Here is a 22,156-nt window from a genome sequence, read left to right on the forward strand (position 1 = left end):
TGAGCCATGGCGAATCGCAAACCGATTATGCGCCGTAATCTGTGGCGTCAGTATCCCGTCACCGGCAGGTGCGGCCGCCGGCGGATATTCGTGACGCCGTCAGGCCAGACCACGCAGCACGGCAACCGGCGGACTGGCGACGAGCCGACGGGTACCGGCAAGTCCGACCAGCAGGATGATCAGTGCACCGCAGAGCGGGCCGAAGAGCCACAGCCAGGGATGCACCTTCACGGTCAGATTAAAGACCTGGCTCTGCAGGATGGCGACGGTGATCTCCGCACCGACCACGGCGACGACGCCTGCGAACAATCCCAGTGCTGCGAATTCCGCTGCCAGAGAACCGGCAATGAGCCTGCGCGTACCACCGAGTGTGCGGATCAGCGCATGCTCCATCATCCGGCCATCCCGGCTCGCCTGAATGCTGGCGATCAGCACCAGACATCCGGATGCCAGCACCAGACCCAGCACCAGTTCGACCGCCTGGGTGACCCGATCGATGATGCTGCGGATCTGGGCAACGATCGCGTCCACTTCGATCACGGTGATGGTGGGGAATCGGGACAGCAGATCGTTGAGAAAGCGTTTCCTGTCCGGGGTCAGGAAAAAACTGGTCATGTAGGTGGCGGGATAGTCGCGCAGCGCGGCGGGCGAGAAAATGACGAAGAAATTCGGCCGCATGCTCTCCCAGTCGAGCCGGCGCAGATTACTCACTTCTGCCGTCACCACAGCGCCACTCACATCGAAGGTCAGCACGTCGCCGATCTTCAGCCCCCGGTCTTCAGCATAGTCGTCTTCGAGGGATACCAGGGACCGGGTTTCCCCGGGTCCCCACCACTCACCCGCGACGATGCGGTTGTCTTCGGGCATCTCCGCCGTCCAGGTGAGATTGCGACCGGAGGAAAGCCGGTCACCCTCTTCACCCGACTGGCGTCTGGCGCTTTCCCACTCCTTCGCGTCCACGCCGTTCACGCCGGTGATTCGACCCCGGATCATCGGATACAGGCCGCCGCGCTGATCGCTGACCGCATCGATCATCGCACCGATCTCGGCGACGGCTTCGGGTGTGATGTTCATGACAAAGTGATTGGGCGCATCCTCGGGCACCTGGCCGCGCCATTCATCAATCAGCGCCGTGCGCAACAGGAACAGGATCAGCAGCAGCATGATCGCCAGGCCGAAAATCAGGATCTGGGCAATGTTCTCCCTGCGCCGGCGCTGGAGGCCGGCGAGCGCCAGACGCAGGCCACTGCCCGCCTGCATGCCGGCGACCCGGCCACCTTTGAGCAGCAGCGATGCCAGTGCATAGAACACCACCAGCACACCGAGGGTGCCCGTGAGCGTCCACAGGGTGAGGAGCAGATTACCGCTGTACCAGATGAGCAGGATCAGACTGCCGGCAATTGCCCCGGCGTAGCTGAGAATCTGGCTTGCCGGTGCCGCGCCAACATCCCGGCGGATGACTCGCATCGGCGAGACGTTCTTCAGATGCAGCAGGGGGGGCAGCGCAAAGGCCACTGCGCAGATCAGACCGGTGGCGGCACCAAGCAGCCAGGGGCGGGCGCTGGGCATCGGCAGCGCGACCGGAATCAGGCTGTCCAGCATGGCGACGATGATCAGATGCAGACCACTGCCAATCAGCAGGCCGAAGGCAACGGCGATGGCGCCGATGACGGTGAGCAGAGCGAGATAGCCCGTGAGAATGGCGGATGGTGTGGCGCCCAGGGTTTTGAGGATGCCTACGTGATCATAATGCCGGCTGGCATAGCGATGTGCGCTGAGTGCCACCGCCACACCTGCGAGCAGCACGCCGAGCAGACTGCCCAGCAGCAGAAAACTCTCCGCACGGTCGAGCGCCGAGCCGATGTTCGGACTGCTTTCCCGGATTCCCCGCCACCAGTAGTTCGGCTCGTTATCGAGATCCAGCGCATCCTTGAGTGCTTCGAGATCCCCAGCGTCTCCGCGCAGCAGCAGACGATACGAGAGTCGGCTGCCAGGCTGCACGACTTCGGTCGCCGGCACATCCGACAGCCGCATCAGCAGCCGGGGGCCGAGGTCATACATGCTGCCACCCCGGTCCGGCTCCAGCGTCAGCACCTTGGTGACTCGCAGTCGTGCGAGACCGACTTCGACCTCGTCGCCGAGTTTCACCTCCAGCGCGGGAAACAGACGGGAGTCCATCCACACTTCACCCGGCGCGGGGAGGCTGTCGACAAACTGGCCACGCTCAAAAGGCACGTCGGAAACCGCCAGCGTACCGCGCAGCGGGTAGCCGTCGCCGACGGCTTTCACACTCACCAGCTGATTGCGCTCGTCACTGGCAAAGACCATGGATGGGAAGGACAGTGTGTCTGCGATATCGAGATTGCGCTCCCGCGCCGCATCACGAAACCGCTCAGGAATTTCGTCCGAACTGCCGATGTAACGGTCGGCTGCAAGAAAGGTCGCACTCTCACTGATCAGCGCCTGTTGGAGTCTATCCACAAACAGGCTTACAGACGTGACCGTGCCGACCGCCACCATCAGGGCGATAACGAGCAGGGTGAGCTCCCCACTGCGCCAGTCCCGCCAGGCCATCCGCAGCACAAGTCTGATATTCATTGCACCAGGCGTCCCGCTTCAATCTCGATCACCCGCTCGCAACGGGTAGCCAGCCGGTCATCGTGGGTGACCAGGACAAGCGTGGTCCCGAACTCCGCATTGAGCCCGAACAGCAGGTCGATGATCTTCTGACCTGTCGCCGTGTCCAGATTGCCGGTGGGTTCATCCGCGAAAAGTACGTTCGGCTGGGAGGCAAAGGCCCGGGCAATCGCGACCCGCTGCTGCTCTCCGCCGGATAACTGCCTGGGGTAGTGGCCGGTGCGCTCAGCGAGACCGACTTTCTCGAGCAGTGCCCGGGCCTGGGGCTCAGCGCGCCCGTCCCCTTTCAGCTCCGCTGGCAGCATCACGTTTTCCAGTGCAGTCAGGCTGCCGAGCAGCTGAAAGGTCTGAAACACGAAGCCGACCTGCTCGCCTCTAATTCTCGCCCGCTCCTCTTCATCCAGCGATGTCAGTTCGACGCCGCAGAGTTGTACTTTACCGGCACTCGGGACATCGAGACCGGCGAGAATGCCGAGCAGCGTGGTTTTTCCGGAACCGGAAGCACCGACGATGGCGACGGACTCCCCTGCGTTGATTTCCAGATCGATGGCATCCAAGATGCACAGCTCGGATTCTGCAGTAGGCACGGTCTTCGTGACGCCTTCGGTTTTGATAACCAGACGATTCATAGATTTCCTGACTGATTCTGAGTGTGCCGCTCACCGCACCCGGCGTTCGGCCCGGGCAGCGGGGTGTAAACCTCTGTCCGGAATGTTGGCGGTGCTGTGTCTGCTGATGCTCTCAGCACCCGCACAGGCACGGAATACCATCCTGGTGCTCGGCGACAGTATCAGCGCCGCTTACGGGATTCAACGCGAAGAGGGCTGGGTGCACCTGCTCGAAGCGCGCCTGGCCAGGCTGGAGTGCGAGTGGCGGGTGGTGAACGCCAGCCTGACCGGAGAAACCACCGGTGGTGGACTGGCCCGACTGCCCGCCGCCCTGGAGAGTCACGATCCCGCTGTGGTGGTGATCGAACTCGGCGGCAACGACGGCCTGCGTGGCTATCCCGTGGCCCGGATAAAAGAGAATCTCGAGCGCATGGTGACACTGGCGCTGGCGGGCGGGCGTCGTGTGCTGCTGGTAGGCATGCAGATTCCGCCCAACTATGGCCCACGGTATACCCGGGCCTTCTCCGGCATGTACAGCGACATCGCGCAATCCCGGGGGGTGGAACTGGTTCCCTTCCTGCTGGAAAAGGTCGCGCTGCAGCCCGAGCTGATGCAGAGCGATGGTATTCATCCCTCCGCTGAGGCACAGCCTGCGTTGCTGGACGAGATCTGGAGCAGCCTCGCGCCGCTGCTCACGAAAACCGAACTCTGATCAGCCGCCTGGTGGCGGCGAACCCGGGCAGCCTCTCAGCAGCCCTTTACCGCGAGGCTGAATTACTCTGAAGCTTCCTCATTCTCCCGCAGCCGGCCGCTATCGGCACTCTGCGCCAGGCCGACGTGCTGTGTGCCCCGTTGCTGCGCAAGCAGTACCTGACGCCGCCGCTCCCGGAAGCGGGCCGTCTGCTGTTCGGAAAGCCTGTGCGCACAATGGGGGCAACTTACGCCTTCGACATAGTCGGCTGATCGCATATCCGCAGGGCTCAGGGCACGCCGGCAGGCATAGCACTGCCCGAAAGATCCTTCCGCAAGACTTTCACTCACCGAAACCCGCTGATCGAACACGAAGCACTCACCCTGCCAGCGGTTTTCTTCCGGGTCGACCGTCTCCAGATATTTCAGCACCCCGCCATCGAGCTGATAAACCTCACTGAACCCCTGTTCCAGCAGATAGGCGGAAGCCTTCTCGCAGCGGATACCCCCCGTGCAGAACATGGCGACCCGGGAATGGCGGACGGGATCCAGCTCCCGGTCCACGAATCCCGGAAATTCCCGGAAGGTGCGGGTGCCTGGATCCACGGCTGCGGGAAAACTGCCGACTTCGATTTCGTAGGAATTGCGGGTGTCGATCACCAGCACGTCCGGGTCTTCCAGCAGCCTGTTCCAGGCAGGCGCGTCCACATGCACACCGGTGCGCAGGGCAGGCCGCACGGGTACACCCAGGCTGACGATTTCCGGCCGAATCCGTACCTTCAGCCGATAGAAGACCCGGTTTTCCTTTGACGCCGCCGAATACCGGCACTGCATGCCGGCGAAAGGCTGCGCAGCGGTCAGCCACTCGCCAAAGCGCACCAGGTTTTCGTGGGTACCGGTCAGGGTTCCGTTGATACCTTCGGCTGCCAGCAGGACGGTGCCCCGAAGCCCCCGCGCCGCCGCCTCGTCTTCGATCTGCTCCCGCCAGTCTTCCAGCGCGTCGAGCGGCACGAAACGATAGAAGGTCATCACATTGTCGCCACCGGAGTTCACGGCTGTTGCGCCTTGCCACCCAGACAGGGAGGTGAAAGGGGTGCCGCGCCGAAACGCTGGCGCCACTCCGCTTCGGTGTAGGTGTGGATCGCCAGCGCATGCAGGCCGGCGGTAAATTCATCTGCCAGACACTCGTTTACCAGGCGATGACGGGCAAGCATGGGCCTGGCTTCGAATTCCGGAGACACGAGGACGACTTTGAAATGACTTTCCGAACCGGCCGGCACGTTATGGCCGCCGCTTTCATTGACGACTTCCAGATGCAGCAGCTCAAAGCGCTGACTGAGGCGCTCCTCAATGCGTGCCGCTCTGGTAGCGCCGCCCACGGTTATTGCACCGCCCGGATCAGCAGTACCGACACATTGTCGTGCCCGCCCGCGGAGTTGGCCGCGCTCACCAGAGCATCCGCGACTGCCTCCAGATCTCCTGCGCCGGACTCATCGATGTGGGGGAGCAACAGCTTGTAGATCTCATCGTCGCTGAGCATGTCGGTGAGGCCGTCGCTGCACAGAAGAAACAGGTCTCCCTCGCCGTGTACCCAGGAGCGGACGTCCACTTCCACCGAGCTTTCCAGTCCGACCGCCCGGGTAATGATGTTCCGATTCGGCGCAACCCTGGCTTCGCCTTCCGAGAGCACCCCTTCATCGAGCATCTGCTGGACCACACTGTGGTCAGAGGTCAGTGCTTTGAGGGTGTGGTTGCGCAGGCGGTAGGCGCGGGAGTCGCCGACATGGCCGATGAAACACTGTCCCTGGGGGGTCAGTGTCCAGACGACGACCGTGGTGCCCATGCCCCCGGTTTCTCCGCGACTGGCGGACTGTTCGAGCACTTCGGCGTTGGCCTGGTCGATGGCGAGTTCTACAGCGTCTTCGTCGATGCGCTCGCAGGTCTTCAGGGACTTCACAATGGTTTCGACCGCCACCTTACTGGCAACTTCACCGGCATTGAGGCCACCCATGCCATCGGCGAGCACGGCGATCGCGAGATCCGTATCGAAACCGATCCGATCCTCATTGTTCTCCCGGACCTGACCGGTGTGCGAGCGTCCCACAATTTCGATCACGTTGCTGATTTTCTCTTCCTTTCCTGTTCCTGCTACCGCGATCGGTTGGCTGAAAACCCATTTCGGTTAGACTAACGCGCTTTCGTCCCGGCCACGCAGTTTGTCGCAACACACTGTGCGGTTATGTACCCGCATACTGTGGCGGGTTCGGGTGTCGCAGTTGCACGTGCCGCAGACCCGCGCTTTCAATCGGAAATCCAGATGCTTGCTGTCATATCTCCGGCCAAACGGCTGGACTTCAATCGGGCCGCTCCTGCTGCGAAACATAGCCTGCCAGCTTTTCTGCCGGAGTCAAAACAACTCGTGGATGTGCTGCGCCAGAAATCTGCTGCTGAGCTGGGCAGGCTCATGCGGATCAGCAGCAGGCTGGCGGACCTGAATCATGAGCGATTCGCCCAGTGGCAGACGCCGTTCACCCCGGACAACGCCCGCATCGCAGCCTCCGCATTTCGCGGAGACGTTTACCTGGGTCTGGATACCGATACCCTCACCACACCCGACCTGAACTGGGCACAGAAACATCTGCGCATCCTCTCCGGCCTCTACGGCCTGCTGAAACCGCTGGATCTCATCCAGCCCTATCGGCTGGAGATGGGCACGAGACTGCGCAATCCCCGGGGCGCCGATCTCTATGAGTACTGGCGGGATCCGGTCACCGCAGCACTCGATGAACTGTTACGCACCCAGCGCCGCCCGGTGCTGGTCAATCTGGCTTCAGCCGAGTATTTCGAGGCCGTGGACACCCGGAAACTGAATACCCGGATCATTACCCCGGTCTTCAAGGATCTGAAAAACGGTCGTTACAGGTTTCTGTCTTTCTATGCCAAGAAAGCCCGTGGACTGATGGCCCGCTACATCATCCGTAATCGTATCTCCTCCCCGGGTGCTCTGAAGAAATTCGACGCCGACGGCTACTACTACAGCGCCCGGGACTCCAGGGACGATCACTGGGTGTTCCTCCGCGACCGACCGCGGTGAGCGCCCGCGGCGGAAAGTTAACAGCCCGCGGCGGAAGGTAAACAGCCCGCGGCGGCCCGTCAGAGTCCGCTCAACCTGCCTGAACGTTGCTACTTGATTCGAGCCTCCTTAAGATTCCGGGTCCCAAACTACCGATGGCAACCCGGATGAACCCAGAGACTCAGCAGGCCATCGAAGCTGCCGTTTTCCGCCGTCTTCTGGCCCACCTCGATGAGCACAGGGAAGTACAGAACATCGATCTGATGAATCTCGCCGGTTTCTGCCGGAACTGCCTGTCGAAATGGTACGTGGCCGCCAGCACCGAGGCAGGCGAGACTGTCGACTACGACAGCGCCCGCGAGCGCGTGTACGGCATGCCCTATGCCGAGTGGAAGGCCAGGTTCCAGCAGGAAGCCAGCCCGGACCAGCTCGAGACCTTTGCCGCGCGGAAACCCGATTGATGCGCGTCGACTTCGAAAAAATCTGGCGCGAGTGGCGAAGTTTCATCGTTTTTATCGCCGTGATGCTGATCTTCCGCTCTGCTATCGCCGACTGGAACCAGGTGCCGTCCGGATCGATGGTGCCTTCGATTTACATAGGCGACCGGATCGTGGTGGACAAACTCGCCTACGATCTGCGGCTGCCATTCACTCATGTCTCCGTCATCCGCTGGGCCGAGCCCGAGCGCGGCGATGTGGTGACCTTCCCCTCTCCGGCAGACGAGAAACTGCTGGTGAAACGGGTGGTGGGCATTCCCGGCGACATCGTCGAACTGCTCGACAATGAACTTCACATCAACGGCGCCGTCGCCCACTACGAGCCACTGGCCGCCGACCTCGTTTCTGCCATTCCAGTCGATGATCGCATCGCCTACCAGTTCCTGACCGAATCCATTCTCGGCAACGAGCGCCGGGTGATGCTGCATTCACCCACCTATCGCAGTGCTGCCAGCAATTTCGGACCGGTGGAGGTCCCCCCGGGTCATTACCTGATGATGGGCGACAATCGGGACGACAGCCGGGATTCGCGCTATATCGGCTTCGTCAGCCGGGACCGGATTCTCGGCAGAGCAGAAACCGTGGCTTTCTCACTCGACTACGAAAACTACTACCAGCCACGACTCGACAGATTCTTCACCCCGCTCCCATAGGAGCGGACCGATCCCATAGGAGCGGACCGATCCCATCGGCGCGGACGCCTGAACCGCACCTCTGGTACCACCCCGCCGGCACCGGTCCGCGACCAGTCAGCGACGCCGGTTCCAGGCCCGACGCAGCAGCCAGAACAGTCCGCCAGCCAGCACTCCGGCCAGCATGAACGCGCCGACAAACAGCGCACTCACCTGCAGATAACCGAGCAGCTCTGCCTGATCGACGCCGAAGCTGTCCGCCAGCCAGTATATGCCGACGACCACCGCCAGGGCGGCAAGCAGAATGGTCCGGGTGAGCTGGCGCCCCCGGGCTCGACCCCGGGTCGGCGGTTTCAGCAGCGAATTGACCATGGGCGCAACCTTCCGGCCAGGGACGGCTTGCGGCTACGAGCCGCCGTCAGCGGACTCGATGGCCAGCAGCTCAACATCGAAAACGAGGGTCGAGTTAGCCGGAATAGGGCCTCTGTCCTGCCCGCCATAAGCAAGATCCGGTGGCACGAAGAATCGGTATTTGGCGCCCACAGACATCAGTTGCAGACCTTCGGTCCAGCCGCTGATCACACCATTGAGCGGGAAGCTGGCCGGCTCTCCGCGTTCATAGGAACTGTCGAAAACCGTGCCATCAATCAGGGTGCCGTGATAATGGGTGGTGACCGTGTCCGCGGCGACGGGCTTCGGACCTTCAGCAGGAGTGAGAATCTGGTACTGCAACCCGGACTCCAGTGTTACCACCCCCTCCCTGGCAGCGTTTTCTTTCAGGAAGCTGTCACCGGCCACCTGATTCTGCCCCGCCCGGGCAGTCAGAGCCTGCTGCTGGGCAATGGCGAAGGCCTGCAGCGAATCATTGGCCTCCTCCGGGCTCACGGCCTGATCCCGGTCATTGAGTCGATCGGAAATACCCCGGGCAAAGGCCTCAGCATCGATACTTTCGGCGAAGCGCTGCCGGACATTGCCCGCCATCGTGTAACCGATGCTGTAACTGGCCTTCTGAGCATCCGTGGCCAGGTTCTGATTCGCGTTGGCTGCAGCTCCGGCGGCCGGCGTGGTGGCGGCGTCCGTATCACTGGTGCCGGGGCTCTGATCACAGGCACCCAATAGCAGAGTGGTGGCCACGAAAACCATGGATTGAGTCCATTTATTGCCCATTGGCATGCTGTTTACTCCTTGAGCCGGTTGCCCGTAGTGGGAACACCGGGTTACATTCCGTTGATATGCCCGTTATCGGGATTTGGCTAGTCTCGCTGTGGGAGTATTCGGGGGAACCTCCTGAGCGATCGAACGTCTGATCGGGTGCCAGGTACCCGGATCGACCTCCACGTCTGAAGACGGGAAAGCGGGTGACGGATACAGCCCGAGACGGATCTGAAAGTACGTCGATGACGAGCGAATGACCGCCACATCATACAAGGCTTCAGCCCCGTCGGCAGAAATTGCCTGAGAAAGTGAATTGAGCGCCGGTCCGGGGAAGCCGGACCGGGAAACCAGGTGACCGGAACCTCATGCCGGTTGCCGCTGAGGACAAACCGCGGATAAGCAGTACGATGATGACCAGAAACAGACAGCTCCCAGGCGGGTTCAGGATTGGCTTCGCTCTACTGACCGCCGGACTTTGGCTGTGGTGGTCGTCTACTGCGACCGCAGAGGATCCAGGCGCCGCAAGTCCACCCCAGCTCGCCATCTCCACACCGGCCAGGCTCGCTCCGGCCGACATCGATGAGCTGACCATCCTGGCCCCGCTGGACGTGCATCCGCGTACCAGCCTCACCATCGTCGAGCAGCTGCGCCACAACCACCTGCTCAAGAAAGACCTCAACGACCAGATATCCAGCGAGATATTCGATAAGTACCTGGATCTTCTCGACGGTGGCCGCGCCTATTTTCTCGCCGCCGATGTCCACGCTTTCGAAAAGTATCGCTACGAACTCGACGATGCCCTGATCCGCGGCAATCTCGATCCGGCCTTCGAAGTCTTCAACCGCTATCAGCAGCGTCTCGACGAGCGTCTCGAGTTCCTGCTCGACGAACTCGCCGCCGGTCTCGACAGGATGGATTTCGAAGCGGATGAAAGTATCGAAATCGACCGGGTGGATGCACCCTGGCCGGTCAACACAGCCGAGCTCGACGATCTCTGGCGCAAACGCCTGAAAGCCGCCGCGCTGGCCATGAAGCTCAACGGCAAGCCCATCGATGAAATCGAGACGCTGCTCACCAAGCGTTATACCAACCGTCTGCGGCAGAGCCGTCAGACCAAGAGTGAAGACGCCTTTCAACTCTATGTGAACGCCTTCGCCAGCACCTACGACCCTCACACACAGTACTTCTCACCGAGAACGTCCCAGAATTTCAACATCAATATGTCGTTGTCGCTCGAAGGCATCGGTGCCGTTCTGCGCAGCGATGACGAGTACACGTCAGTGGTTGAACTGGTCACCGCCGGCCCGGCAGACAAGTCCGGCCTGATCCGCCCGTCGGATCGCATCGTCAGCGTCGGCCAGGGGGAAAACGGAGCGCTGATCGATGTGGTCGGCTGGCGTCTGGATGATGTGGTGGAACTGATCCGCGGTCCGAAGGATTCCACTGTGCGTCTGGAGATCATTCCCGGCACGTCGGAAGACGATACGACCCGGGTGATCTCCATCGTCCGCAACACGGTGAAGCTGGAAGAACAGGCTGCTCAGAAGCGTGTGCTCGAGCTCACCCGCAACGGTCAGCCGTATCGCATCGGCATCATCGAAGTCCCGACCTTTTACGTCGATTTCAAGGCCGTGCAGCAGGGCGATCCGAACTTCAAGAGCACCACCCGGGACGTCCGCCGCCTGATCGAAGAGCTGAAGGCGGAAGACATCGATGGTCTGATGATCGACCTGCGCAACAATGGCGGTGGATCCCTTCAGGAAGCAGATTCTCTCACCGGTCTGTTCATACGTTCCGGTCCCACCGTGCAGGTGAAGTCCGGCGCCCGGCGGGCCAACATCTACTCGGATACCGATGATGCCGTGGCCTGGGACGGTCCCCTGGCCGTGCTGATGAACAGACTGTCCGCCTCCGCCTCGGAGATTTTCGCAGGGGCCATACAGGACTATGGCCGTGGCATCCTGATCGGCAGCCAGACTTTTGGCAAAGGCACCGTGCAGACCCTGGTACCGCTCAATCGCGGCCAGCTGAAGATCACCGCCGCCAAGTTCTATCGGGTGTCGGGGCAGAGTACCCAGCACCAGGGTGTGTTACCCGACATTGCTTACCCGGAAATCTTCGATATCGAGCAGATTGGCGAGAGCTCGCTCGACGATGCAATGCCCTGGGATGTGATCCAGCCGGCCGTTTACCCCCGGACCCACCAGATTCAGACGCTGCTCCCCGAGCTGCAGTCCCGACACGACCTGCGCACGCTGGATGATCCGGATTTCAACTACCTGCGGGCGCTGTCCGAACGCAACCGTCAGAACGGCCGCAAGACGCAGCTTTCCCTGAAAGAGAGCGAGCGGGTCAAGGAGAAGGCGGACGAGGACGCCTGGCGCCTGAATCTGGAAAACACCCTGCGTATCGCGAAGGGTGAGGCCCCGCTCAAATCGCTCGAGGAACTCAACAACCCGGATGGAGATGCCGAAACTGAAGGTGCTGCAGAAGAGGTGGACGCAGCGATCGAATCTCCCGCCGACCATGCCGCAGCGGATCCGAGCAAAGACGCGCTGCTGGTGGAATCGGGTGAGATCCTCATCGACTACATCGGGCTCAGCCGTCAGGTCGCTCTGGTTGAGAGCACACCCGCTGGATCGGAACGGGTGGTGCAGTGAGGGTCCGGATCGACTGAGCCTGTCCTTCCAGGATAAAGCCCGACAGCGACATCCTCAGCGTCAGCGGCTGACCAGCCTTCATCTGCAGCGGACAGACCCGGAACCGGCTGAGGTAACGGGCAACCCCTTTGATTTTTCTGATCTGCCCGCACATAACCCTCTTATGAGAGTCGAGTGCCGCGCATGGATATCGATCAACAGGGCAAGCCAATAGATCGGCCCCTTTCTGAGCAGACCGACTCGGAGGCGGAGCAGGATGCTGATTCCGGCAGACAGATCATCCTGCCGAGTGAGGCATACCCCAACCTCATCCACGTCCTCCCACACGACCGTCCTTTCTTCCCCGGCCAGGCGATTCCCCTGATCGTGGGTGCAGAGCACTGGCTCAGCACCGTCGAAGCCATCCGCGAGCGGGGCCAGGACGTCGTTGGCCTGATTGCGACCCGGGAATCCTCCGATGGCATACCGGCTCCCGCGGACCTTTTTGAAATGGGCACTCTGTGTCGTATCCACCGCGTGCACCGGGAGGGCGCCCAGCTGCAGATCCTGCTCGAAGGTCTGCAGCGCTTCCGCGTGCGGCGCTGGCTGAAGGATCAACCCCCCTTCGCCGTGAATGCCCAGTATTTTCCGGAACGGATCGGTTCAGATGCGGACACCGAAAAAGCCTATGCGATCGCGATCATCAACATCATCAAGGAACTGATCCCCCTGAATCCGCTCTACGGCGAAGAGCTGAAAGTTTTCCTTGCGCGGTCCAATCCGAACGAACCCTCTGTGCTGGCAGATTTCGCAGCCAGTCTGACCTCGTCGAGTAAACCCGAACTGCAGGAGGTGCTGGAAACAGTCAACCTGCAGCGGCGACTCGAAAAGGTGGTGGAACTGCTGCACAAGGAGCTGCAGATCGCCAAGGCACAGATGGAAATCCGCCGTCACGTCGAAGCCGAAATCCAATCCCACCAGCGCGAAGCCGTTCTTCGCCAGCAGCTCAAATACATCCAGAAGGAACTGGGGATCGCCAAGGACGACAAGACGGCTGAGATCGATGATTTTCGGGAACGTCTCGAATCCCTCACGGTGCCACCGGCCGTCATGCAGCGGATCGAGGACGAGCTGCAGAAGCTGTCGATGCTCGAGGTCGGCTCGCCGGAATACGGTGTCACCCGCAACTACCTCGACTGGCTGACGTCGGTACCCTGGGGGCTGACCAGTGACGACGCCCGGGATCTGGAAGCGGCCACCCGCACCCTGAATCGCCATCATGAAGGTCTCGAAGACGTCAAGGAGCGCATCCTCGAGTTTCTCGCCCTCGGCATCATGAAAGGCCAGGTCGCCGGTTCCATCATCTGCTTCGTCGGTCCTCCGGGTGTCGGCAAGACGTCGCTCGGCCGGGCCATCGCTGCGGCACTGGAGCGCAAGTTCTATCGTTTCAGTGTTGGCGGTATGCGCGACGAAGCCGAGATCAAGGGTCACCGCCGCACCTACATCGGCGCCATGCCGGGCAAGCTGGTGCAGGCACTCAAGGACACCCGGGTGGTGAATCCCGTGGTGATGCTGGATGAAGTGGACAAGATCGGCGCTTCATTTCAGGGGGATCCCGCCAGCGCGCTGCTGGAGGTGCTCGACCCGGAACAGAACAGCAGCTTTCATGATCACTATCTGGACGTCGACCTCGACCTCTCCAGAGTCCTGTTTGTCTGCACTGCCAATCAGCTGGATACGATCCCCGGTCCGCTTCTGGATCGCATGGAAGTCATCCACCTTTCCGGCTACCTGGACAAGGAGAAACTCGCCATTGCACGGCGCCATCTGTTGCCTCGTCAGCTCGAACGCGCCGGATTGAAACGCCGGGGCGACCTTACAATCGAGGCCGCCGCGCTGCGCCAGATCGTCGAAGGCTATTCCAGGGAAGCGGGCGTCCGCCGCCTGGACAAAGCCCTGGCAGCCATCGTCCGCAAGGCGGTGATGAAGCTCCTGAAAGGTGCGCAACGCCCGCTGGTCGTGAAAGCGACAGACGTATCGGACTATCTCGGCCGTCCACTCTATGAGAAGGAGCTTCGCCAGAAAGGTGTGGGTGTGGTGACCGGTCTGGCCTGGACAGCACTCGGCGGTGCCACACTGCCTGTTGAAGCGACTCGCGTCCACAGCCGGTCCGCGGGTTTCCAGTTGACGGGGCAGCTCGGCGAGGTCATGCAGGAATCCGCCAATATCGCTTACAGTCACCTGATCGCCAATGCAGATGCCCTGGGAGTGCCTGCCGGATATTTCGACAAGGCGTTCATCCACCTGCATGTCCCGGCCGGTGCGACTCCGAAAGATGGTCCGAGTGCGGGAATCACCATCGCCAGCGCACTGCTGTCGCTCGCGCGTGCGCGTCAGCCCCGTATCAACTGCGCGATGACAGGTGAACTCACGCTGACCGGTCACGTCTACCCGATCGGCGGAGTGCGTGAGAAACTGCTCGCGGCCAGACGACAGAAAATCCGCACCGTCATCCTTCCGGCCGCCAATGAACGTGATTACGAGGAGGTGCCCGAGCACATTCGCAAAGGCATCAAGGTGCATTTCGTCAAGGACTTCGAGGAAGTCGCAGAACTGATATTCTAGTCCGGCGCAGCGCCGGGTCCGAACTTCCCGGCGCGGTGGTCAGTGATCGGGCTGTCAGAATTCGGTGCGGTCTGAAACGCGTCTCCCCAGGAGTACTTTTTGTCCCCAAGCATAGTCGCCCCGGATCTGCACGCCATCGCTGCGATGGTGCTTACGGTCTTCGCCCTCTATCTGTTCACCCGGGATCGCATTCCGCTGGAGATGACCAGTCTCGGTCTGATCGCCGTACTCGCCATCGGATTCACCCTCTTTCCCTATCCCGGCATAAAGGCCACGGAATTTTTTCACGGCTTTGCGCACGAAGCGCTGATCGCAGTCTGTGCGCTGCTCGTGCTCGGCCAGGGTCTGGTGCGCACCGGCGCCCTGGAACCAATCGGCACCCTGTTGTCCCGGATCTGGGGCAAGGCCCCCTACCTGTCTTTCCTGCTGACCCTGGTGCTCAGTGCAGTGCTTTCGGCCTTCATCAACAACACGCCCATCGTGGTGCTTCTGCTCCCCATTCTGATCAGCGTCTGCCTGCGCACCGGGGCTTCACCGACCGGAATTCTCATGCCCATGGGTTTCGCGACCCTGGTCGGCGGTATGGCTACGACGATCGGAACCTCCACAAATCTGCTGGTTGTGAGCGTGGCTGCTGACATGGGGCTCGATTCCATCGGCATGTTCGATTTCGTTTTCCCCGCCAGCATCGGCGCCGGGGTGGCCATCCTGTATCTGTGGCTGATTGCTCCACGTATTCTGCCGGCACGGCAGATTGAGCTCTCCAACCCTTCTCCCCGGGTTTTCGACGCCCGCCTGCATATCGGGGAGGACTCCCCCTTTGTCGACAGAACCCTGGCCGAGGCAAAGGCCGCCGCCGGTGGTGACATGCACGTCGTCCGCATACGCCGCGGTGACGCATTCGTATTGCCCCTGCCGGATGTGCGTCTGCGGGCCGGTGACCGGCTGCGTGTGCGTGATACACCGAATCGCCTCAAAGGATTCGAGAAAGCACTCAAAGCTCGCATGTACTCCGGCGATCACATTGTCGATGAAGCCCATCCTCTGCTGGCCGAGAATCAGGTGCTCGCCGAGATCGCCGTGGTACCGGGATCGACGCTGGATCGGGCCAATCTCAAATACACCCGCTTCCTGGATCGGTTTCAGCTTGCCGTGCTGGCCCTGCACCGTGCCGGCAAGGACATCTGGCATGCCAAGGAAGAAATTCAGGACGTGATACTCCAGCCGGGAGACATCCTGCTCGTGCAGGGTCCTGCAGAACAGATTTCTGCCCTCAAGCGCTCGACGGATTTTCTCGTGGTCGACGCCAGCATGGACCTGCCCAAAACCAGCAAAGCCTTCCTCGCCCTCGCTGTGCTTGCCGGCGTGGTTCTGCTTTCCGCTGCGGGCATTCTGCCGATCGCGGTCAGCGCCATCAGTGGTGCGGTCATTCTGCTGCTCACCCGCTGTCTGGATCTGGAAGCTGCCGTGCGGGCGATCAGCACTTCGGTCTATTTCGTGGTGGTCGCCAGTCTGGCACTCGGTCACGCCCTCATCGAAACCGGCGCGATCGACTACATCACCAGTGTCTTTCTCAGTGCGACCGACGGCGCGAGCCCCACCGTGATACTCGGCGGGCTGATGCTGATGCTCGCGATTCTCACCAATGTGGTCACGAACAATGCCGCCGCAGTGATCGGTACGCCGATCGCAGTCAGTATTGCCGTGCAGCTGAATCTTCCCCCGGAACCCTTCGTGCTCGCGGTGTTATTCGGGGCCAATCTCAGCTATGCCACTCCCATGGCCTACAACACCAATCTGCTGGTGATGAGCGCAGGCAACTACACCTTCGCAGATTTCGTGAAGGTCGGGGTGCCGCTATCGATTCTGATGTGGGTGACGCTGACCTGGGTGTTGAGCGCCATGTACTTCTGAGTCGAACCGGCTTCGACCCGGACGACCGGTCCATGGCTCCCGGGGGATGCGTGGGATTTTCTGCGCGGACTGATTGTTTCTTTCCCGCGCGATCAGTTCGGACTCGCTTCGATTTATCACGTCTATTCCGTTTCTTGTCGTAAGTTTTTCCCAGACGCCGCAACTTGTGCACGCCAGCGAGTCCGGGATTACACAACAGTAGAAAAGTTTCAGATGTGCGCCAGTTCACTCAACCTGGCGCTTTAGAAATACTCCTTACAAGTCCTGGCGGCCTGATTTCGCAGCCTATTGCGAGGCTGGGGTGGATGCGAGGTCGCGGTGGAGAAAGGAATGGGGCGGGCCTACGCTCGGGCCCTCCGGGCTCCCCTCGATTGGCGGAGTTGCCTCGCGGGCTTCCCGTGAGGCAAATCGCTGCGCGAGGGCACGGCGGAGCCGCCGAGCGAGGCCCGGGGCAGTCCGTCCTCGATCACGCCCTGATCAACCCCTTCCGGGATTCCTGGCCGAACAGCTGCAGCCGTTGACGGATCGGGGCTAATCGAGCAGCAGTTCAAGCACCTCGAACAGCGAGCCCACCACCTGGTGCCCGAGTGCGGCGACCTGCGGATCCGGCTGGACCAGATCGGGAACCTGGAATACCCGCAGACCGGCGGCATGGGCGGCGCGGACACCGTTGTTGGAATCCTCCAGCGCCCAGCACTGGCCCGGGGGATGGGACAGACGGCGGGTTGCTTCGAGATAGGGATCCGGATGGGGCTTGCCCCGCGGGGTCTCGCCACCACAGACGAGGTGGGAGAAATAGTCCTCCAGGCCCGCCAGCCGCAGCTTCTGCAGGGCGGTGGCGCGCCGGGTGGAAGTGGCCAGCGCCCGGGGAATGCCGAGATCCGCAAGATGATCCAGCAGTTCCCGCGCACCGGCTTTGACGGCCACCGGCCGGGTCTGAATGTAAGCTTCGTAGTGCGCTCCCCAGCACTCGCTCAATCGCGCATAGGGAAAGTCCGGGCCGTAGGCGGCGATGAGGATGCGCTCGGTGGATTCGTAGGTACCGCCCACGCAGAGGTCATAGGCGGCAAGATCCGCCGGCCAGCCGACATCCGCACAGGCCTGCAGGAAGCAGTCCCGGGCCAGCCGCTCCGAATCGAGCAGCAGGCCGTCCATGTCGAATACCACCGCACCCGGGCGCGGGGGAGAAGTTACTTCGATGCTGCGGCCACCAGGTTGTTCAACACGTACTGGAGAATGCCGCCGGACTTGAAGTAGGCAATCTCGTTTTCCGTGTCGAGGCGGCTCATCACCGTGGTTTCTGCTGTCGAACCATCCGCGCGGCGGATTCGCAGCACCATGTCCTGCCGCGGGGTCACCGTGCGCACGCCCTTGGGCAGCGCGATGTCGATGATTTCATCGCCTTTCAGACCCAGGGTTTTACGATCTTCCCCTTCTCTGAACTGCAGTGGCAGAACGCCCATGCCGATCAGGTTGGAGCGGTGGATACGTTCGAAACTTTCCACCACCACAGCCTTCACACCCAGCAGCCGGGTGCCCTTCGCCGCCCAGTCACGGGAGGATCCGGTGCCGTACTCCTTGCCGCCGATCACCACCAGCGGGATGCCTTCACCCTGATAACGCATGGCGGCGTCATAGATCGACAGTTCGTCACCACTGGGGATGTGGCGCGTGTAGCCGCCTTCCGTGCCCGGCACCATTTCATTCTTGATGCGGGTGTTGGCGAAGGTGCCGCGCATCATCACTTCGTGATTGCCGCGCCGGGAACCGTAGGAGTTGAAGTCGTCCTCGGTCACCGCATGCTGCAGCAGGTACTGTCCGGCCGGACTGTCCGGCTGGATGGCACCCGCCGGGGAAATGTGGTCCGTTGTCACGCTGTCACCGAGCACGGCCAGTACCCGCGCGCCGGAAACTGCAACATCCTGGTCCAGATCCCCGCCCACTGAAAAGAAGGGCGGCTGCTTGATGTAGGTGGAAGATTCCCAGCCGTAGGTTGCCGCGCTGGAGACGTCGATGGCCTGCCAGGCGGCCGGGCCGGTAAAGACATCGCCGTACTGGCGCTCGAACATGTCCGCAGAAACCTGAGCCACAGCCGTGCTGATTTCCGCATTGCTGGGCCAGATGTCCTTGAGAAAGACGTCTTTGCCATCCTTGCCTTTGCCGATCGGATCTTTCGAAAGATCGATGCGCGTGGTGCCGGCGATCGCATAGGCCACCACCAGCGGCGGCGACGCCAGCCAGTTGGTACGGATTTCCTGGTGCACGCGGCCTTCGAAGTTACGGTTACCCGAGAGCACCGACGCCACCACCAGATCCCCCGCGCTGATGGCGGCAGAGATGGGCTCCGGCAGGGGGCCGGAGTTACCGATGCAGGTGGTGCAGCCGTAACCCACCAGGTTGAACCCGAGGCTGTCGAGATCGTCCTGCAGGCCGGTTTTTTCCAGATACTCTGTGACCACCTTGGAGCCCGGCGCCAGGGAGGTCTTTACCCAGGGCTGAACCTTGAGCCCCAGGGCCAGAGCCTTCTTCGCCACCAGGCCGGCACCCAGCATCACCGCCGGATTGGAGGTGTTGGTGCAGGAGGTGATCGCCGCCAGCACCACGTCGCCATGGCCGAGGTCATAGCTGGTGCCTGGCACGGGTACCCGGGCGTCCAGCGCACTGCCGCGACCCTGAAGTTCCAGAGCTTCGTCGAACGCCTTGCGGGTGTTGCGCATGGCCACCCGATCCTGGGGCCGCTTCGGGCCGGCGAGGCTGGGTTCGACCGTCGAGAGATCGAGGCCGAGAGTGGCGGTAAAAGCAGGTTCCGCCGCACCATTCTCGCGCCACATGCCCTGGGCCCTGGCGTAGGCCTCCACCAGCGCCACGGTTTCCTTCGGGCGGTCGGACAGGCGCAGATAGTTGATGGTCTCCCCGTCGATGGGGAAAAAGCCGCAGGTCGCCCCATATTCGGGCGCCATGTTGGCGATGGTGGCCCGATCCGCCAGGGGCAGATCGTTGAGGCCGTCGCCGTAGAATTCGACGAACTTCCCGACCACACCGTGCTTGCGCAGCATCTCCACCACGGTGAGCACCAGGTCGGTGGCGGTGATGCCTTCCTGGAGTCTGCCGGAAAGTTTGAAGCCCACCACATCGGGAATGAGCATGGACACGGGCTGGCCGAGCATGGCGGCTTCCGCTTCGATGCCACCCACACCCCAGCCCAGCACACCGAGGCCGTTGATCATGGTCGTGTGACTGTCTGTCCCGACCAGAGTATCCGGGAAAGCGAAGGTCTTGCCCCCCTCTTCCCTGGTCCACACCGCTCTGGCCAGATACTCCAGATTCACCTGATGGCAGATGCCGGTGCCCGGGGGCACCACGCGGAAGTTGTCGAAGGCCTGCTGACCCCAGCGCAGGAAACGATAGCGCTCACCATTGCGGGTCATTTCCAGGGCGACGTTCGCATCGAAGGCGTCCGCATTGCCGAACTTGTCCACCATCACCGAGTGATCGATCACCAGATCCACCGGTGAGAGCGGGTTGACGATACTGGCGTCATAGCCTGCCTCCTTCACCACGCTGCGCATCGCAGCGAGATCGGCCACCGCGGGCACGCCGGTAAAGTCCTGCATGAGGACCCGGGCCGGACGGTAGGCAATTTCTTCCGCCGGTGGCGGATTCGCCGCCCAGCCTGCCAGGGCGGTGATATCGGCCTTCTTGACCGTGTTGTTGTCTTCGAAACGCAGCAGATTCTCGAGCAGGATTTTCAGCGACACCGGGAGTCGATCCACCGCACCCGCACCCGCTGCCTGGGCAGCCGGGAGGCTGTAGTACTCGTAAGAGCTGGCGCCCACCTTGAGCGTTTTACGGGATTTGAAGCTGTCTAGACTCATGATTCGTCGCGTCCGGAGGGAAAAAGAGGACCATTTTGCCTCAACGGGACCACAACTCCCAAATTCCGGTAGGAATTTCCGGTGGAAACGCAGCCAACTGCGCCGTCAGAAGACTGGAATCGATGATCCCGGCGCCCGTCCGGGCTAATCGCTGACCGCCTTGTCCCCGGAGCCAGCGTCTTCGGCGTCCCGGCTCTCTTCGTCGGCCGCACGCTGATCGGCCTCTGCTGCTCGAAGATCCTTACGGAACAGATGCTCACCACAGCGCCAGCAGTAGCTGGCTTCGGCAACATGCCCTTCCGCCGAACAGGCGGGGCAGGTACGGGTGTTGGCTGAACGGCGCTGAGCCTCACTCAACTCCATGGTGACGATGCCCGTGGGTACCGCAATGATTCCGTAGCCCATGATCATCACCAGGGTAGCCATGGCCTGGCCAAAAGGCGTCTGCGGTGTCAGATCACCATAGCCGACGGTGGTGAGGGTGATCACCGCCCAGTAGATGCTCTTCGGGATACTGGTGAAGCCATGCTCTTCGCCTTCGATCAGATACATGAGACAGCCGAAAATCACCACCAGTGCGAGTACAGAAGTGATGAACACGGCAATCTTGCGGCGGCTTGCCAGCAGCGCCTGGCTCAGCAGTTGCGCCTCCCCCACGTAGCGGACCATGCGCAGCACACGGAATACCCGCAGCACGCGGAGAATGCGGATCACCAGCAGGTACTGGGAATCGGCGATGAACATGCTCAGGTAGGTCGGCAGGATACCCAGCAGATCGACGATGCCGAAAAAGCTGCGGGCGTAGCGCGCGGTATTTTCGATACACCAGAGCCGCAGGGCGTACTCCACTGTGAAAGCGATGGTGAAGGTCCATTCGAGAATCAGGAAGATGCGACCGTAGCGCTCGTGAAGTGCTGCAACAGAGTCGAGCAGCACGGCCACCACGCTGATCAGAATACTCACCAGCAGGACGACATCGAATGCCTTACCGGCCGGGGTATCGGCCTCGAAGATAATGATGCGGATGGCATTTCTGTTCAGGGCCATCGCGCTCTCGCTGCCTCAGGTTGCCGGATGGTTCAAGAGGCTACCATGCCTTACGATAATTCAAACCGTCTTCTCCAGACGATAGACCACCTCCCGCGCCTCGGAGACACCCGCCTTGCCGAAACGCGGCGGAAGATCCACAGCCCTGTGCCGGGCGAGACGGGTGACCGAGCCGCGATCACCGAACAGAGCCTGTACCTCGGACTCGGACACCGCGAAGGGCGGGCCATCGATCAGTGCCTGATCATATTCGAGGGTGATGAGCAGGGTCACGGTTCGATCCGGCAGGATGCGCTGCAGGTGATCGGCGTAGCGCCTGCGCATCGTTGCAGGCAGCGCGACCAGAGCGCCCCGGTCATAGACACCCCGCACGCCCTGCAGGTCCGAGCCCTGCAGATCGAACAGATCACCACAGTGAATCACCGTACGTTCGCCACGGTACTGCTGAAGATAGAAGCCGGATTCCTTCACAGCGGTCTCACCCGCTTCCGCAAAGTAGGCTTGAATTGCGCGCTCGGAGAGTTCAACCCCCACCACGCGATGACCCCGGTCCCGCAGGTAGCGCATATCGAGGCTCTTGCCGCACAGCGGCACGAACACGCCGGCCTGGGTGCTGACCTCCAGATCGGGCCAGTAACGGGCGAGCAGCGGATTCACCAGTGCCTGGTGGAAGCCGATCTGCCCCTGGTCCCAGCGTTCCAGCCAGAAGTCCCGGTCCATTGCGGACACCTTTTCAGTGACACCGGCAGCTGCCCGTGGCCCGT

Annotated in this window: 18 protein-coding genes; 7 read left to right on the forward strand and 11 right to left on the reverse strand. The window is 61.7% G+C overall.

Features of this window, described 5'->3' with window-relative positions:
• Positions 1 to 99: 99 nt before the first annotated feature.
• Together R3E82_12415 and R3E82_12420 are read right to left on the reverse strand one after the other, a co-directional pair.
• Entirely contained in the window at positions 100 to 2,598 is a 2,499-nt protein-coding gene (locus R3E82_12415; protein ID MEZ5551687.1) for an FtsX-like permease family protein, read from the reverse strand.
• Positions 2,595 to 3,266 carry an ABC transporter ATP-binding protein gene (locus tag R3E82_12420; protein MEZ5551688.1) on the reverse strand — a complete coding sequence of 224 codons (672 nt, stop codon included), beginning with the start codon at positions 3,264 to 3,266 and terminating at the stop codon, positions 2,595 to 2,597. Before R3E82_12420 ends, R3E82_12415 begins: the two co-directional genes overlap by 4 nt.
• 82 nt (positions 3,267 to 3,348) lie before the next feature.
• Here R3E82_12420 and R3E82_12425 point away from each other — a divergent pair, with 82 nt between their 5' ends.
• Positions 3,349 to 3,957 carry an arylesterase gene (locus R3E82_12425; protein MEZ5551689.1) on the forward strand — a complete coding sequence of 203 codons (609 nt, stop codon included), beginning with the start codon at positions 3,349 to 3,351 and terminating at the stop codon, positions 3,955 to 3,957.
• A gap of 62 nt (positions 3,958 to 4,019) precedes the next feature.
• Here the strand turns inward: R3E82_12425 and R3E82_12430 are convergent, their stop codons facing one another.
• Genes R3E82_12430 through R3E82_12440 form a run of 3 tightly spaced genes read right to left on the reverse strand, consistent with a single transcriptional unit; the run spans position 4,020 to position 6,051 of the window.
• A complete protein-coding gene (locus R3E82_12430; GenBank protein ID MEZ5551690.1) occupies positions 4,020 to 4,988 on the reverse strand; it encodes a rhodanese-related sulfurtransferase in 969 nt (322 codons plus the stop codon).
• Entirely contained in the window at positions 4,985 to 5,314 is a 330-nt protein-coding gene (locus R3E82_12435; GenBank protein MEZ5551691.1) for a BolA/IbaG family iron-sulfur metabolism protein, read from the reverse strand. The genes R3E82_12430 and R3E82_12435 overlap by 4 nt, the downstream gene beginning before the upstream one ends.
• 2 nt (positions 5,315 to 5,316) lie before the next feature.
• On the reverse strand, positions 5,317 to 6,051 hold the full coding sequence (locus tag R3E82_12440) for a Stp1/IreP family PP2C-type Ser/Thr phosphatase (GenBank protein ID MEZ5551692.1): 735 nt from the start codon (positions 6,049 to 6,051) through the stop codon (positions 5,317 to 5,319).
• A 201-nt stretch (positions 6,052 to 6,252) separates the two neighbouring features.
• On the opposite strand from R3E82_12440, the gene yaaA reads away from it, so the two are divergent.
• The 3 genes from yaaA to lepB all read left to right on the forward strand — a co-directional run bounded on the left by yaaA (position 6,253) and on the right by lepB (position 8,158).
• Positions 6,253 to 7,029, forward strand: coding sequence for a peroxide stress protein YaaA (gene yaaA / locus R3E82_12445; protein ID MEZ5551693.1), 777 nt, complete (start codon positions 6,253 to 6,255; stop codon positions 7,027 to 7,029).
• A 146-nt stretch (positions 7,030 to 7,175) separates the two neighbouring features.
• On the forward strand, positions 7,176 to 7,469 hold the full coding sequence (locus tag R3E82_12450) for a DUF1244 domain-containing protein (GenBank protein MEZ5551694.1): 294 nt from the start codon (positions 7,176 to 7,178) through the stop codon (positions 7,467 to 7,469).
• A complete protein-coding gene (gene lepB, locus R3E82_12455) occupies positions 7,469 to 8,158 on the forward strand; it encodes a signal peptidase I (GenBank protein ID MEZ5551695.1) in 690 nt (229 codons plus the stop codon). Before R3E82_12450 ends, lepB begins: the two co-directional genes overlap by 1 nt.
• A 96-nt stretch (positions 8,159 to 8,254) precedes the next feature.
• Here lepB and R3E82_12460 read toward each other — a convergent pair whose 3' ends face one another.
• Both R3E82_12460 and R3E82_12465 read right to left on the reverse strand, forming a co-directional pair.
• Positions 8,255 to 8,509 carry a hypothetical protein gene (locus tag R3E82_12460; protein ID MEZ5551696.1) on the reverse strand — a complete coding sequence of 85 codons (255 nt, stop codon included), beginning with the start codon at positions 8,507 to 8,509 and terminating at the stop codon, positions 8,255 to 8,257.
• Positions 8,510 to 8,542: 33 nt separating this feature from the next.
• Positions 8,543 to 9,310: an FKBP-type peptidyl-prolyl cis-trans isomerase gene (locus R3E82_12465; GenBank protein MEZ5551697.1), complete on the reverse strand. Its 768-nt coding sequence runs from the start codon at positions 9,308 to 9,310 to the stop codon at positions 8,543 to 8,545.
• 389 nt (positions 9,311 to 9,699) lie between these two features.
• Here R3E82_12465 and R3E82_12470 point away from each other — a divergent pair, with 389 nt between their 5' ends.
• The 3 genes from R3E82_12470 to R3E82_12480 all read left to right on the forward strand — a co-directional run bounded on the left by R3E82_12470 (position 9,700) and on the right by R3E82_12480 (position 16,470).
• The gene (locus R3E82_12470) at positions 9,700 to 11,952 is read left to right on the forward strand and encodes a carboxy terminal-processing peptidase (GenBank protein MEZ5551698.1); all 2,253 of its coding nucleotides are present in this window, start codon (positions 9,700 to 9,702) and stop codon (positions 11,950 to 11,952) included.
• A gap of 183 nt (positions 11,953 to 12,135) precedes the next feature.
• Complete coding sequence (gene lon, locus R3E82_12475; GenBank protein ID MEZ5551699.1) at positions 12,136 to 14,556, forward strand: endopeptidase La; 2,421 nt, start codon at positions 12,136 to 12,138, stop codon at positions 14,554 to 14,556.
• Positions 14,557 to 14,655: 99 nt separating this feature from the next.
• Complete coding sequence (locus tag R3E82_12480; GenBank protein MEZ5551700.1) at positions 14,656 to 16,470, forward strand: SLC13 family permease; 1,815 nt, start codon at positions 14,656 to 14,658, stop codon at positions 16,468 to 16,470.
• Between the two features lie 531 nt (positions 16,471 to 17,001).
• Here R3E82_12480 and R3E82_12485 read toward each other — a convergent pair.
• From R3E82_12485 to R3E82_12500, 4 genes are all read right to left on the reverse strand, one after another.
• Positions 17,002 to 17,637 carry an HAD family phosphatase gene (locus R3E82_12485; protein ID MEZ5551701.1) on the reverse strand — a complete coding sequence of 212 codons (636 nt, stop codon included), beginning with the start codon at positions 17,635 to 17,637 and terminating at the stop codon, positions 17,002 to 17,004.
• Positions 17,638 to 17,660: 23 nt separating this feature from the next.
• Positions 17,661 to 20,348 (reverse strand): aconitate hydratase AcnA, encoded by a 2,688-nt coding sequence (acnA, locus tag R3E82_12490; protein ID MEZ5551702.1) that lies wholly within the window; start codon positions 20,346 to 20,348, stop codon positions 17,661 to 17,663.
• Between the two features lie 141 nt (positions 20,349 to 20,489).
• On the reverse strand, positions 20,490 to 21,392 hold the full coding sequence (locus R3E82_12495) for an ion transporter (protein ID MEZ5551703.1): 903 nt from the start codon (positions 21,390 to 21,392) through the stop codon (positions 20,490 to 20,492).
• 60 nt (positions 21,393 to 21,452) lie between these two features.
• Positions 21,453 to 22,112 carry a thiopurine S-methyltransferase gene (locus R3E82_12500; protein ID MEZ5551704.1) on the reverse strand — a complete coding sequence of 220 codons (660 nt, stop codon included), beginning with the start codon at positions 22,110 to 22,112 and terminating at the stop codon, positions 21,453 to 21,455.
• Positions 22,113 to 22,156: the final 44 nt, after the last annotated feature.

The sequence above is a fragment of the Pseudomonadales bacterium genome, from assembly GCA_041395945.1.
Classification (GTDB): Bacteria; Pseudomonadota; Gammaproteobacteria; order Pseudomonadales; family Azotimanducaceae; genus SZUA-309.

Excerpts from the sequence above, each read along its gene's own strand:
- R3E82_12415 (MEZ5551687.1), bottom strand. The coding sequence starts at position 2,598 with ATGAATATCAGACTTGTGCTGCGGATGGCCTGGCGGGACTGGCGCAGT.
- R3E82_12420 (MEZ5551688.1), bottom strand. The coding sequence starts at position 3,266 with ATGAATCGTCTGGTTATCAAAACCGAAGGCGTCACGAAGACCGTGCCT.
- R3E82_12425 (MEZ5551689.1), top strand. The coding sequence starts at position 3,349 with ATGTTGGCGGTGCTGTGTCTGCTGATGCTCTCAGCACCCGCACAGGCA.
- yaaA (MEZ5551693.1), top strand. The coding sequence starts at position 6,253 with ATGCTTGCTGTCATATCTCCGGCCAAACGGCTGGACTTCAATCGGGCC.
- R3E82_12450 (MEZ5551694.1), top strand. The coding sequence starts at position 7,176 with ATGAACCCAGAGACTCAGCAGGCCATCGAAGCTGCCGTTTTCCGCCGT.
- lepB (MEZ5551695.1), top strand. The coding sequence starts at position 7,469 with ATGCGCGTCGACTTCGAAAAAATCTGGCGCGAGTGGCGAAGTTTCATC.
- R3E82_12460 (MEZ5551696.1), bottom strand. The coding sequence starts at position 8,509 with ATGGTCAATTCGCTGCTGAAACCGCCGACCCGGGGTCGAGCCCGGGGG.
- R3E82_12465 (MEZ5551697.1), bottom strand. The coding sequence starts at position 9,310 with ATGCCAATGGGCAATAAATGGACTCAATCCATGGTTTTCGTGGCCACC.
- R3E82_12470 (MEZ5551698.1), top strand. The coding sequence starts at position 9,700 with ATGATGACCAGAAACAGACAGCTCCCAGGCGGGTTCAGGATTGGCTTC.
- lon (MEZ5551699.1), top strand. The coding sequence starts at position 12,136 with ATGGATATCGATCAACAGGGCAAGCCAATAGATCGGCCCCTTTCTGAG.
- R3E82_12495 (MEZ5551703.1), bottom strand. The coding sequence starts at position 21,392 with ATGGCCCTGAACAGAAATGCCATCCGCATCATTATCTTCGAGGCCGAT.
- R3E82_12500 (MEZ5551704.1), bottom strand. The coding sequence starts at position 22,112 with ATGGACCGGGACTTCTGGCTGGAACGCTGGGACCAGGGGCAGATCGGC.